The organism is Flavobacterium sp. UMI-01 (assembly GCF_019656315.1).
GTDB lineage: Bacteria > Bacteroidota > Bacteroidia > Flavobacteriales > Flavobacteriaceae > Flavobacterium.
This window is the reverse complement of record NZ_BPLU01000066.1, coordinates 1-14,171: the sequence shown is the minus strand read 5'-3', so window position 1 is coordinate 14,171 and position 14,171 is coordinate 1. Positions and strand designations below refer to the sequence as shown.

The 14,171-nt window shown below is 36.3% G+C and carries 9 protein-coding genes and 2 pseudogenes; 8 read left to right on the top strand and 3 right to left on the bottom strand.

What is annotated here, in order from left to right:
- The first annotated feature begins 11 nt into the window (after positions 1 to 11).
- Positions 12 to 626, top strand: a complete 615-nt coding sequence (locus K5R64_RS13720; RefSeq protein ID WP_220764231.1) for a 50S ribosomal protein L25/general stress protein Ctc — start codon at positions 12 to 14, stop codon at positions 624 to 626.
- A gap of 86 nt (positions 627 to 712) precedes the next feature.
- On the opposite strand, the pseudogene K5R64_RS13715 reads toward K5R64_RS13720, so the two are convergent.
- Together K5R64_RS13715 and K5R64_RS13710 are read right to left on the bottom strand one after the other, a co-directional pair.
- A pseudogene (locus K5R64_RS13715) lies at positions 713 to 1,822 on the bottom strand (IS1634 family transposase); the annotation flags it as partial.
- A 24-nt stretch (positions 1,823 to 1,846) separates the two neighbouring features.
- Positions 1,847 to 2,221: a hypothetical protein gene (locus tag K5R64_RS13710; protein WP_220764230.1), complete on the bottom strand. Its 375-nt coding sequence runs from the start codon at positions 2,219 to 2,221 to the stop codon at positions 1,847 to 1,849.
- 253 nt (positions 2,222 to 2,474) lie between these two features.
- Between K5R64_RS13710 and K5R64_RS13705 the strand changes: the two genes are divergently transcribed.
- From K5R64_RS13705 to K5R64_RS13685, 5 genes are all read left to right on the top strand, one after another.
- On the top strand, positions 2,475 to 3,620 hold the full coding sequence (locus K5R64_RS13705; RefSeq protein ID WP_220764229.1) for an 8-amino-7-oxononanoate synthase: 1,146 nt from the start codon (positions 2,475 to 2,477) through the stop codon (positions 3,618 to 3,620).
- 3 nt (positions 3,621 to 3,623) lie between these two features.
- Positions 3,624 to 4,031, top strand: coding sequence for a DUF2007 domain-containing protein (locus K5R64_RS13700; RefSeq protein WP_220764228.1), 408 nt, complete (start codon positions 3,624 to 3,626; stop codon positions 4,029 to 4,031).
- Complete coding sequence (gene bioD, locus K5R64_RS13695) at positions 4,032 to 4,652, top strand: dethiobiotin synthase (RefSeq protein WP_220764227.1); 621 nt, start codon at positions 4,032 to 4,034, stop codon at positions 4,650 to 4,652.
- Between the two features lie 384 nt (positions 4,653 to 5,036).
- A complete protein-coding gene (bioA, locus tag K5R64_RS13690) occupies positions 5,037 to 6,308 on the top strand; it encodes an adenosylmethionine--8-amino-7-oxononanoate transaminase (protein ID WP_220764225.1) in 1,272 nt (423 codons plus the stop codon).
- Between the two features lie 229 nt (positions 6,309 to 6,537).
- Complete coding sequence (locus K5R64_RS13685; RefSeq protein WP_220764223.1) at positions 6,538 to 7,692, top strand: beta-ketoacyl synthase N-terminal-like domain-containing protein; 1,155 nt, start codon at positions 6,538 to 6,540, stop codon at positions 7,690 to 7,692.
- Positions 7,693 to 8,219: 527 nt separating this feature from the next.
- Here the strand turns inward: K5R64_RS13685 and K5R64_RS13680 are convergent.
- Positions 8,220 to 8,690 carry a regulatory protein RecX gene (locus K5R64_RS13680; protein WP_220764221.1) on the bottom strand — a complete coding sequence of 157 codons (471 nt, stop codon included), beginning with the start codon at positions 8,688 to 8,690 and terminating at the stop codon, positions 8,220 to 8,222.
- Positions 8,691 to 8,905: 215 nt separating this feature from the next.
- Between K5R64_RS13680 and K5R64_RS13675 the strand changes: the two genes are divergently transcribed.
- Together K5R64_RS13675 and K5R64_RS13670 are read left to right on the top strand one after the other, a co-directional pair.
- Positions 8,906 to 11,509 carry a T9SS sorting signal type C domain-containing protein gene (locus K5R64_RS13675; RefSeq protein ID WP_220764219.1) on the top strand — a complete coding sequence of 868 codons (2,604 nt, stop codon included), beginning with the start codon at positions 8,906 to 8,908 and terminating at the stop codon, positions 11,507 to 11,509.
- Positions 11,510 to 12,025: 516 nt separating this feature from the next.
- A pseudogene (locus K5R64_RS13670) lies at positions 12,026 to 14,171 on the top strand (hypothetical protein); the annotation flags it as partial.

The window sequence follows — 14,171 nt, the reverse complement described above, 5'->3', positions numbered from 1 at the left end:
TATATATTAAAATGAAGTCGATTACAATTAAAGGATCAGAAAGAGAAAGCGTGGGCAAAGTTGCTACAAAAGCCTTACGTAATGCTGGAGAGGTTCCTTGCGTATTATACGGAGGAGATCAACCAGTGCACTTTTCGGCAGAAGAAAAAGCATTCAAATCGTTGGTTTACACTCCAAACGCACACACTGTTGTGATCGAATTGGGTAACGGAAAATCATTCAATGCTATTTTACAAGACATTCAGGTTCACCCAGTGTCTGACAAAATTTTACACATTGATTTCTTCCAACTTTATGACGATAAAGAAATCGCTATTGAAGTACCTGTAAAAATCGTTGGTAACTCTAAAGGAGTTATGGCAGGTGGAGATTTACGTTTGAACAACCGTAAATTGAAAGTAAAAGCATTACCAAAAAATCTTCCTGATTATGTGGTTGCTGACATCACACCTCTTAACATGGGTAATAAATTATATGTTACTCAAGTACCTTCTGAGAATTTCAAAATCTTACACCCAGACAATACTGTTATCTGTCAAGTGAAGATTTCTCGTGCGGCAATGAAAGCGGCTCAAGAAGCTGCAAAAGCTGCAAAAGGAGCTACTGCAAAAGGAAAGAAAAAATAATTTTTTTTCAAATACCAAATCAAAAGACTGTCTCCAAAAGACAGTCTTTTTTTTTACTCCTGACTTTCGCACTGGGACACCCAAAATTAAAAATTGAATAATTTTTGTAATTTCCGGTGTTCATCTGTTAGTAAAATAGTTTGTTTTATCGACTGGTTGTTTATTGGATTTATAATTTCAATTTGGTAAATACTTTGCAGTATTTCAATTACTTTCTCTGGTGAGAAGTCAGATTTCATACACTTGAGTTGACGATCCAGTTCTTTGTATATTTTATAAGCTACAAATGTTAAGCAAATATGAGCTTCGATTCGTTTTTGCTTTCTGTGAAAAATAGGTCTTATTTTTAAATCTGTTTTGGCTATTCTAAAAGCCTTTTCGATTTGCCATAGATGACTGTAATTCTCTAAAATTTCATCTTTTGTTAATCTAGAATTGGTCAGGTATCCTTTTAATCCATCCCATTTCGAATCTTGATTAAATTTATCTTTGTCAATAACAACACGTAGCTCTCCTTCCAATTTTAAATATTTATTATATCCCCTGTTGTTGATGCTGGATTTGGTAAGCTTACCAGTTTTTATTTGCTTTTCTAGCTTTTTAAGTCCTTTTTCTCGGTTGTATTTGTCTTTTTTTGCTCTATCATCAGAATAAGTAATGATAAGCTTTAAATTGTCCTTTTTTATAATTTGACTTTCTTTATCTTTCAGACGCAACGATAGTATTTCTTCTTTAATGACCCTACTTTCATTTTTTATCCGTGCCCCTAAAATGAATTCATACTTTTTAGCCTGGAGTTCATCTATATTTTGACTGGATAACAAGCCTGAATCAGCCACAATAACAAGTTGTTTTAAATTGTATTTTGTTTTAAAAGAATCAACTATCGGAAGCATTGTATGACCTTCAAATTTATTCCCTTCAAAAATATCATAAGCTAACGGATAACCATTTTTGCTTACCAATAATCCTAAAACTATTTGTGGATTTTGATGTTTCCCTTCTTTAGAAAACCCCGTTTTGCGTAATGCATCTTCATTATCTACCTCAAAATAAACTGTTGTTACGTCATAAAAAACTATCTGGATTTCTTCACCTAAAACAGCTTTTGTGTGCTCATAACTAATTTGCTGAATTTTTAGCTTTTGTGTGTCATGTAATTTATCTAAATAACGATAAATATCGTCCTCAGAGTAATTTTTCTGCTCATATCGATAAAGTTATTCTGTTGTTTTAAGTTTACTCTTGGGGTAGATTAACCGATATAAAACAAGGTCTTTAAAAAGTTTATCCGTAATCTGATTAAACCCAATTTCATCAAAAATTTTGCCCAATACCAAATTAATTCCCACTAACTTATGAGAGATAATATTGTTCAATAAAGAATGAATAATAGTATTGGAATCAGTAAAATCTAATTCCAAAGTGCCATTGTGCTCTTTTAATAAATTATTTGCTTTAACAAGCAACTTTTCAATTTCTTCGGGGTCACTACTACTACCAATGGTTTTAAAAAGTTTGTACTTCCCAGAACTCTTGTCTATAATTTGAATACTGACGACTCCGCTTTTATTTCTTTTTTTACGTATAAACATATACGAAAATAGGACTTTTTACTCTGGGACACCCAAAATCAAAACAAGAATAACGCTAACCAATTGATGGATAACATGTTATAATATGTTTTTTGCTGAAAAATAAAAATGTGCGGAAGTCAGGAAAGCGGCTCAAGAAGCTGCAAAAGCTGCAAAAGGAGCTACTGCAAAAGGAAAGAAAAAATAATTTTTTTTCAAATACCAAATCAAAAGACTGTCTCCAAAAGACAGTCTTTTTTTTTACTTTTGAAACATGAAAACAATCCCACCTTCCATTTTGTCTAAATTAGAAAAGAGAATTCATTCCAATGCTTTGCGCCAATTAGGCACAGCCAACTCTCGAATTGATTTCTCTTCAAATGACTATATAGGTTTTTCAAGGTCTACCGCTATTTTCAACGAAACACATCACTATCTTGTCGCCTCTAATTTAACACAAAATGGCGCTACGGGTTCGCGATTGTTATCTGGAAACCATTGTGTTTACACTATTACAGAACAAGAAATAGCCACTTTTCATCAAGCTCAAACCGCACTGCTCTTTAACTCAGGTTATGATGCTAATCTTGGTTTCTTTAGCTGTGTTCCTCAAAAGAATGATTTTATTTTATACGATGAATTATGCCATGCCTCTATCAGAGACGGAATACAATTATCAAACGCCAAAGCTTACAAATACAACCATAATGACTTTGAGGATTTAGAGCGACTCATACTCAAATTCAACACTACCAACCCTAGTATTTATATCGCTACAGAAAGCGTATTTTCTATGGACGGCGACTGTCCTAATCTTGAAGAGCTCGTACAACTTGCAACTAAATACAATTGTTATCTCGTTATTGACGAAGCTCATGCCTTAGGCGTATATGGGGATTATGGGGAAGGATTAGTGCAATCATTAGGTTTGCAAGATCAAGTATTTGCACGAATTATGACTTTCGGGAAAGGATTGGGATGTCACGGTGCCGCTATTTTAGGTTGTCCAGAATTACAACGGTATCTCGTAAACTTTTCACGAAGTTTGATTTACACTACTGGACTTAGCCCTCATGCTATCGCAACCATAAAAACAGCCTACCAACATTTAAAAAAACAATCTGCAGAATTAAATAAATTAAGAAAAAACATCTCGTATTTCAATCAACATAAAAAGCTTTTAGGACTACACCCCTTATTTGTCCGCTCAAATTCTGCCATTCAATGTGCTATTATTCCTGGGAACGAAAAAGTAAAAGCCTTAGCGACTCAAATACAAGAAAAAGGATATGATGTAAAACCCATTCTTTCCCCGACGGTACCAAGTGGTCAAGAACGTTTGCGATTTTGCCTGCACAGCTATAATACTGAAGAAGAGATTTCGAAATTATTATATTTGTTGAGTACGTTTGTATTTTAATTTATGAAAAATAGATTTTTATTACTCAATAGTTATTTATACTCTTCTGAGGCATTAATTTTCAAAGGAAAATTAGAATCCGAAGGTATTGATGTTTTCATAAGAGACAGCAACACTGTAGATTCCAATCCATTGTACAGTCATGCTATTGGGGGAGTAAAATTATTTGTCAAAAAAGAAGACTTCAATACGGCAAAACAAATTCTAACTGAAATAAGTAATTTTTCTTTGGATGATAGTAACAACTTGGTAAAATGTCCAAAATGCGGTGCAAAAAAGGCAATTTTAATTTCTTCAATAAAAGATACCAAATCTATGCTTTCTTTTATTGTTTCGTTTTTTTTGGGAAGTATGTCCTTTTATGTTAAACAAAAATACCAATGCACTAAATGCAAAAATGAATTTAAATAAATGAAACTATTTATAACAGGAATATCTACTGACGTAGGCAAAACAATTGCCGCGGCCATCATTACGGAAGCTTTAGAAGCGGATTATTGGAAACCCGTACAAGCGGGCGATTTAGAAAATTCGGATACACATAAAGTTCGTGCTTACGTATCGAATGCAAAATCCGTTTTTCACCCTAATAGTTATGCCTTACATACTCCGGCAAGCCCCCATTTGGCAGCAGCATTAGACCAAATTAGGATTGATTTGAATGAAATCAAAGAACCCAAAATTACTAATGAACACCTCGTAATTGAAGGTGCAGGAGGTATTTTTGTTCCGTTGAATGATACCGATATGGTTGTTGATTTGATTCAGCCCGATTATAAAGCTGTAGTAGTTTCTCGGCATTATCTAGGCAGCATCAATCATACCTTATTGACAATTGAAGCTTTGCAAAATAGAAAAATTGAGATTGCTGGAATTGTTTTTAGCGGTGATGAAAATGCCGCTACCGAATCGATTATTTTAAACAAAACGGGGGTTCGCTTTATAGGTCGCATAGAACAAGAACCTTATTTTGATGCGAATGTGATTAAAGAATATGCTGAATGTTTTAGGGAGGTTTTATTAAAATTATAAATAGTAATTTGCCTTAAACTATTGTCACTTCGTGAAGTTTTCTATCGCAAGCCTTCCCTGTATTACGGTTGGCCTTATGACAAAAAAGAGCTTCAACAAGCGTGTAAGGTTATTTCACATTGCTTTTTTTAGCACAAAAAATCACCGTCGAACTGACAAATCTTTAATTTCAAGCAGTTGCCCCGCGTGAGGGATTGAAACTGGCTACCAAAGTAGCGTGGAAAGCCCGACAGCACTAGGCTAAGGGGCTGTATCAACGCAAACTACAGTAAGCCCCTTAGCCTAGTGGTGGCACGCCCAAATCATTCATTGGACAGGAATAATTGTTAAAAATTTAAGTCTTTTTTATGTGACTGCGTATCTTTGTGACTCAAAAATACCATCATGACCCTAGCAATACGAAATCAAAAACACAATTGGCATCCTTATACGCAACACAAAACCGCTCCAATCCCCATTGCAATTGTCAAAGGCGAGGGTGCTTTGTTATGGGATGAAAATGGGAAAGAATACCTTGACGCAATTGCCTCGTGGTGGGTAAATCCTTATGGACACGCTAATCCTGTTATTGCCAATGCTATTTACAAACAACTGACAACGATTGAGCATGTTCTTTTTGGTGGTTTTACGCATGAACCTGCAGTGGTGCTTTCGGAAAAATTGATGGCGATTCTGCCTGACAATCAAAATAAAATATTTTATTCCGACAATGGTTCGACATCAGTGGAGATTGCGATTAAGGTGAGTATGCAATATTTTTTTAATCAAGGCATCAAGAAAACTAAAATCATCGCCTTTGAAGATGCCTTTCATGGGGATACCTTTGGTGCTATGGCCGCGAGTGGAATTTCCTTTTTTACTGAAGCGTTTAAGGATTCGTTGATTGAAGTAGTGCGAATTCCTGTTCCTACAAAAGGAAATGAAGAAGCGTCACTGAAGGCCTTAACCGAATTAGTTACTACTGATGAATGTGCTGCTTTTATTTTTGAACCTTTGGTGCAAGGTGCAGCAGGAATGGTGATGTATGCCCCCGAAATTTTAAATCAATTAATCGCACTTTGTAAAAAACACAAGGTATTTACCATTGCAGATGAAGTCATGACGGGGTTTGGTAAAACTGGTAAAAATTTTGCCTGTGATTATCTGACTGAAATGCCAGACATGATGTGTATTTCGAAAGCACTAACAGGAGGTGCTATCCCAATGGCGATTACCACTTTTACTCAAGAAATTTTTGATGGTTTTTATGATGATGACACTAATAAAGCCTTGTTTCATGGTCATACCTTTACAGCAAACCCAACGGGTTGTGCAGCTGCCTTAGCGAGTTTAGAATTGTTGCAATCAGCAGAAATGCAAGCAAATTTGAAGCGAATCAATAAACGCCATTTGGATTTTGAATCCAAAATAAAATCACATCCTAAAATAAAAACAACTCGAGTTTTAGGGGTAATTTTGGCACTCGAAATCAAATCAGCCATACAAGAAACCTACTATGGTTCGATGCGTACGCTATTGTATGATTTTTTTATCAAAAATGGTGTTATATTGCGACCCGTGGGGAATATCGTGTATGTTTTGCCACCGTATGTGATGACTGATGAACAACTCGATAAAGTGTATCAAGTGATTGAAAATGTACTGGAAATTGTTTAAAATTCTGGAGGAACACTGATTTTAAAAATTGAAGAAATCTCTTTTGAGAACTTTGAAAAAACTTCACCTTCTTTACAAAAAACTTAGTGAACTTTGCGGTTGATTTTAAGGAACACGTATTTGATAAATTGAAGAAATATAAAAAATCAATTTGTGAACTTTGCGGTTATTTTTTTATCCACATGGTTAGTCTTTTTAAAATTATTATTACTCATAAAACAAAAATATTTTGTCACAAAAAATAGCGATTACTGCCCTTGCGTCTGTTTCTCCTTTGGGCTCTGAACCTGAGTTGATTTGGAATAACTACCTCCATACTACAGCTTGTTTTTCGAAACAGTTTTTAGACCATCAAGAAACTATTGTTGGCGCCCTTTCTGCTGAAGACGAACTGTTGTTGGAAGAATTACGGCAATCTGATTTAAAATACAAATCGTTAGACAAAAGTGTTTTGCTAGCCATGGCAGCTTCACGAGAAGCAATAGCGCAAGCAGGCTGGAAAAAAGGTTCGTCTTTTGGAATAAATATAGGTTCTTCACGTGGTGCTACCGACTTATTTGAAAAGCATTACAAAGAATACTTAGAAAATGGAAAAGCACAAACCCTCGCTTCACCTACTACAACATTAGGCAACATTTCCTCTTGGGTAGCACATGATTTACAAACGTCGGGTCCTGAAATTTCTCATTCCATTACCTGCTCCACGGCTTTACATTCATTGCTCAATGGTGTGGCTTGGTTGCGTTCAGGAATGGCAGAACAGTTTTTAGTGGGCGGTAGCGAAGCTCCTCTAACGGATTTCACTATTGGACAAATGCGAGCTTTGAAAATCTATTCGCAACTTGAGGATGAATATCCGAATCGTGCTTTGGATTTAGATAAAACAAGAAATACCATGATTTTGGGTGAAGGCGCATCTGTTTGTTGTTTAGAATTGGGTGAAAAAGAAAACGCTTTGGCGTATGTAGAAGGCATTGGGTACGCAACTGAAATTTTGGAACACAATATTTCGATTTCAGCGGAAGCGGTTTGTTTCCAAAAATCGATGACGATGGCACTCAAAGATATCGATTTGGCTTCGGTAGATGCGATTGTTATGCACGCTCCTGGAACTATCAAAGGAGATAGTACTGAATTCCGTGCCATTGAAAAAATTTTTGGTTCTAACCTTCCCTTATTGACCTCAAATAAATGGAAAATAGGCCATACTTTTGGCAGTTCAGGCATGCTAAGCATAGAGTTAGCGATTATGATGATGCAACACAATAAATTCATTAAAGTTCCTTTTGCTAAACCACAAAATACAGGTAAATCGATTCGTAAAGTACTGGTAAATGCCGTTGGTTTTGGTGGAAATGCAGTGAGTGTTTTATTGACTATTTAATTTTTTCTGGAACACTGATTATAGAAATTTTTAAAATCTTTGAATTGCTTTGTGGGTAATTAGGCCGCGGATGTTACGGATCGGCTAAAGCCAAAACACGGATAAAACTGATTTATACCGTTTAGGTTGAAACAATTCTTAGTGACTTAGCGTCTTAGCGGTAAAAAACTTTGTGAACCTCCGTGTCTTCTTTGTGTCTGTTTATGGTAAAAAACCTTGCGCACTATGCGAAAAACTTTGTGAACTTTGCGGTTAAATTAATGCGACGCGGATAAAAAAGGATTTATACCGTTTAGGTTGAAACAATTCTTAGTGACTTAGCGTCTTAGCGGTAAAAAACTTTTTGAACCTCCGTGTCTTCTTTGTGTCTGTTTATGGTAAAAAACCTTGCGCACTATGCGAAAAACTTTGTGAACTTTGCGGTTAAATTAATGGGACGCGGATAAAAAAGGATTTATACCGTTTAGGCTGAAACAATTCTTAGTGACTTAGCGTCTTAGCGGTAAAAAACTTTGAATCCTTTGCGGTTACAAATTCTCCAACTCCTTCATCCTATCGTATATCAAAAAACTTTCGAATCCTCTTCTTAAAAAATAATCGCAAAATTTCTTCCTTTTTTTCATTTGATTGGTTTCGGTTAGGGAATTCCAATGTTTGAATGTAAAAGTGTTAAAATTTTCTTCGTATTCTTCAGGACTGATTTCGTTTAAAGCCAGATTAATAAGTGTTTGATTGATTTTACGGAGTTTTAATTCGTTGACAATACGGTTTTTACCCCAATGTTTGATGCGGTGTTTTCCTCTGGCAAAACTGCGTGCAAAACGCTCTTCATTTAGGAAATTATCAGCGATTAATTGCGCTATAATTTGTTCTATCTCATTAGTATCCATTTTCATTTCACGCAATTTAGCCATCACCTCTTCGTGACAACGGTCTTGATAAGCGCAATACTGTTCGATTTTACGGAGCGCTTCTTTGATGGTGTAAAAGTCTTTCATAAAGTAAAACTACTAAGATTTGTTCTTAAAACACAAAGAATGCCAACATATTGATAGACAAACAAAAGGACATAGATGTTTTTCATGTTATTTTTCTGTAATATTTTGTTTACTATCAAGAAATTATTCTAATAAAAATCTTATATTTACAGTTAGTGTAATTTGATGAAATTTGACATCCCAAAGTCTCTATTTTCATATTAACCTACTCTTTTATGTATAAAACTACATTTATTTGCGGATTATTACTGTGGTGTATTTTTACATACAGTCAGACACAAACACAAACTTTTACAAGTTCAGGAGCTTTTACTGTACCTAGCGGCATTACTTCAATTACAGTAGAATGTTGGGGAGGTGGTGGTGCAGGAGGTGGTGTAACAGGTCTTTTAGTAGAAAAAGCAGCGGGCGGTGGCGGTGGTGGTGGCTACTCTACCGGTGTCATTTCGGTAACACCAGGGGCTACAATTAATTATACAATAGGAGATGGTGGCATAGGCGGTTATAATGATGGTGGAAATGGAGGAACTACCACTTTTAGCACCATTACGGCGAATGGTGGAAATGGAGGCAAAAGGGCTACTTGGTTATCTCCCACTGGTAACGGAGGAAATGGAGGAACAGGCACAACCACAAATGGACAAAAGGGCAATGATGGCAAGATTTCTATCCTAAACATTGGAGGTTTAGAATTACTCTACTTCATGGGAGGAGATGGTGGAAACGGTGGAAATGGTGGAAGTGGAGGAAATGGAGGAAGTGGTCAAGTTTTAGCATTAGAAATTTCCAAAGACGGAAATTCTGGCAATACACCTGGTGGTGGCGGTGGTGGTGCTGGAAAAAACCTCTTATTAGATGCTAAAGGAGGCAATGGCGGCAAAGGACAAATTAGAATCACTTATAGTTGTCTTGCACCTGCAACACCAACCATTGAATCAGTCGAACAACCCAATTGCATTAACAACACAGGCAGTATAACCCTAACTAATTTGCCAGCAACAGGCACTATTTATCAAACAGGCACTGTAGCGAATACCTATGCCATAACAGGCACTACAATGGTTATTTCAGGCCTGAGTGAAGGCAGCTATAATTTTGCAGCTAACAGTGCAAACTGCACTTCAAATCCAAGTACATCCATAACTATTCATGCTTCAAGAACTAACACTTGGAATGGAACTTCGTGGAGTTTTGGTATTCCAACTTCGCTAAATGACAAACTCGTTTTTTCAGGTGATTATCCCCCTGCAATAGATCCTAATGTTAACATTATAGGTTGCTCCTGTATTGTTTCAGGTGGTGCAAATGTCACAATACGTTCAGGTAGAACCATGAAAATAGCCAACGAAATAAAAGTAATTGGCACACTCACTTTTGAAAACACCGCTAATTTAATCCAAATCAATGATGCTGCTACAAATACAGGCAGTATTACTTACATAAGAAGTACAATTCCTGTTTTAAAAACAGATTATATTTATTGGTCATCTCCGGTAGAAAATTTCACATTGGGTGGTATAAAAACAGGCACTCTCTATTATATGTTTAACGCCGCAGGAAATTCTTGGAACAAAGGAAATTCTTCAACAATCATGACGGCTGGTCAAGGATATATTGTTCGAGGAGAAGGCACGGGTTTTAACAGTGGTACTGTTACAGTAAACGCCTCTTTTTTTGAAAAACCTCATAACGGCATTATCAGCACAGGAATTGTTGGTGCCAATGCCTCCAATCTTATAGGAAACCCATATCCATCTGCCATTGATGCCGATGCTTTTATACTTGCAAATCAATCAATCCTTGAAGGAACTTTATATTTTTGGACTCACAATACCGCTATTCAATTGGCTACAAATATTACTAACGAATCAGCTGGTAGCGGAAAATTTGCTTATACCTCTGATGATTATGCTACTTACAACCTCACAGGAAGTACAAGCACCTCATTGCCTGCTGAAACTGGAGAAGTAACTCCTAATGGTAAAATAGCTGCGGGACAAGGTTTTATGGCAACAGGCTATACTACTGGAAATGCCTACTTTACGAATAGTATGCGAGTAGATACTAATGGATCAGCATTTGATAATTCGCAGTTCTTCAAATCCTCAATTAAAACTAATAAACCTCAAACGATCCCTAAGGAAAAAAATAGAATATGGCTCAATCTTACCAATGCTGAAGGTGCCTTTAAACAAACCCTTATTGGATACCTTACTGGGGCGAGCAATGATTATGACAGAGGGTATGACGGTGTAAGTTACGATGGAAACAGTTTCATTGATTTTTACACCTTACTTGACACAACCAAACTAACAATACAAGGCAGAGCCTTACCTTTTGTAGAAAACGACACTATTTCATTAGGTTATCGTTCTAGTATCCAAGATACTTTTACTATATCTATTGACAAAACAGATGGTTTGTTAAGCGCTAAAAATATTTACTTAGAAGACAAATGGACTCAAACTATTCACAATTTAAAAAATGCGCCTTATACCTTTACCACCAGCAAAGGAACTTTTGATAATCGCTTTGTTATTCGTTACAAAACAACCACAACACCTGACCCATTAAACGAAGAAAAACCTATAGATGACCTTATTATATCCTGTACTAATAATCAAATTTTAGTTCAATCCCCTATTGATTTCATTCAAGAAGTAACATTGTTTGATGTTTCTGGAAAAATACTCCTTCAACAAAGAAACATACAAAAAAATAAAACTGAAATTAACGTCACACCTATTTCACAAAAAATTGTTTTAGCTAAAGTGACCTGCAATAATGGCATAAGTCATTGCAAAAAACTTATTCTATAACAAGCTCTCCAACGGACATATAAAAACACTTTCTTAATCGAAAATTATGCTCTAGGTATAATTTTCAAACGCAGCTATATCTACAATTACAAAAGCATTAAGATAGACGGTTCACTCTATTACTTCACTTTCAATTTATCGGATAAAAATTTAAATTCCTTTTTCTATCTCCATGGATATAATCTGCTTTAAACAAAAAAACAGTCCGAACAAATAACATTATAAATCCAACTTACCCTTATTAACCATTTGTATCACAAACAAAACTAGGCTTATCAAGCTATAAAAGACCATAACCTTCAAACTCAATTTTTAACTCCTTACACATTCCATATAAAAAGTTAAAAATCAACCGCATCTATACCAATTTGGATTTAAAAAAAGCACTAAAACAGTTAAATTATGTATTTAATCGTTAAAAAAAAACCGTTATCGTCTTTAATTCGTTAATACTAAAGAAACCGTACTTTTGCAGTGTAAAAAAAAATTGGTTAACCACGAAATCAAAGCCCTTTTATGAAACCTACCTTTTCCAAAAATATTTTTGTAATTGTTTTATTATTTATAAGTATTCTTGCATTTTCACAAAACTCTGGAGATTATCGAAGCGCTGGAAATGGCAACTGGACAACGCTTTCAAGTTGGCAACGGTACAATGGTACTTCATGGGTAACTCCTACCTCAGGTCAGGGCTATCCTGGACAGAATACTGGAACTGGAGCGGTCTTGATTCAATCAACACATATCATAACGTTAAATCTTGCAACAATTCCAAATTCTTTTGGTCAATTTACTATTAGTGGTCAATTAGTATTACAAGATGACACAAGTCATGTAATTAATACAACATCATTAATTGTCACATCTTCTTTAGGCTCAATAGATTTTAACAAAAAATCTGACATAAAACTACCTGCAAGTACTCCCGTCCAAGTTACTACGGGAGGCTTAATTGGAGATTGTAGTAATAATAATTCTTTATTTATTGGCACAGTGGAAGTAGCTGTATGTGCAGGAGGCGGAAATTCAACACCTACTTTTGCCGAGATAATGACTAATGGTGGATATTATATATTAAATGCAACTCCAACCTCAGGGACCGCCTGTGGGGCAGGCAACTATACTTTTAGTGCAACGGCATCACCTACCACTGGTGCAACAATTAAGTGGTATACAACTTCATCAGGAGGATCGGCATTTAGAACAACAAATTCAGGAACAGATACTTACTCCCCGTACATAAGTACTTCAACCACTTATTATGTTGAAGCAGTTTATAGTGGCTATACTACTCCTAGAAAAGCTGTAACAGTAACAGTAAGCCCAACTAGTGTAGGGGGAACAGCGTCCTCAAATCAATCTATTTGTAGTGGCACCTCTCCCTCTAACATTACTTTATCAGGTTATACGGGAACAATTCAGTGGCAGGTTTCAACAAACAGCAGTTCATTTACTGATATATCTGGAGCCACATCTTCAACTTTGAGCAGCGCTCAAATGGGATCATTGACTGCAACCCGATATTATCGTGCAGTTGTAACAAGTGGCAGTTGTACATCCGTTAATTCTAATACCGTTACAGTAACCGTTAGCCCTACAAGTGTTGGCGGAAGCATTTCAGGAGGACCTTCTACTTCTATCTGTCAAGGAACTGGAACTGGAACTATGACTTTGTCAGGGCATACTGGTACAATTGTAAATTGGGAAAGACAACTAAATGGAGCAGGATGGTCTAATGTAGGTAATGGTGGCAGCACAACCTACTCTGAAACACCATACTCTTCAGGAATTTGGCAATATAGAGCTATCATCCAAAGTGGTTCTTGCGCATTAACTTATTCAGCTGTTAAAACAGTTACCGTTGATGCCACCCCTGTTGGAGGAGGTGTTTATAACGGTACAACTCCTATATGCTTAAATAGCTCAACAGGCACTATGACATTAGGAGGAGGATATGTAGGTAATATTGTACGCTGGGAAAAAAGATTGAATAGCGGTACTTGGACCAACATTGCAAACACGACAACAACTTATTCTGAATCCCCCTCAACTGCGGGTACTTGGGAATACAGAGCTTTAGTAGGAAGCGGCAATTGCAGCTCTGTTTATTCTTCTGCTTTTTCGGTAACAGTTAATCCTGCATTGACTATAACACTAGGTACAAACCCTACGGTTTGTCAAACAACTACAACTGCATCACTCCCCTATACTGCTACAACTGGAAATCCAGCACAATGGAGTATCGATTTTAATGCTGCTGCAAATGCTGCGGGCTTTAGCGATCAAACTAATAGCTTGAGTGGCACTTCAGGTTCAATTACTATTAACGTCCCATATAGTATTGCAACTGGCACATATAATGGAAATTTAACTGTGATTACTTACTCTCCTTCCTGCACTAGTACAACTTATCCAATAAGCGTTACTGTTAATGGAATCTCTGTTGCTCCTACTAACATTACAGGCACAACAACTATTTGCAATGGCGGGTCTACTACCTTAACTTTAAATGGTGGTTCGGCTGGTACGGGAGCTACTGCAAGATGGTACTCTGGTTCGTGTGGCGGGACTCTTGTTGGAACTGGAAGCAGTATTAATGTTTCTCCAACTACTAACACCACTTATTTTGTAAGATATGAAGGTAGCTGTAACACTACTACTT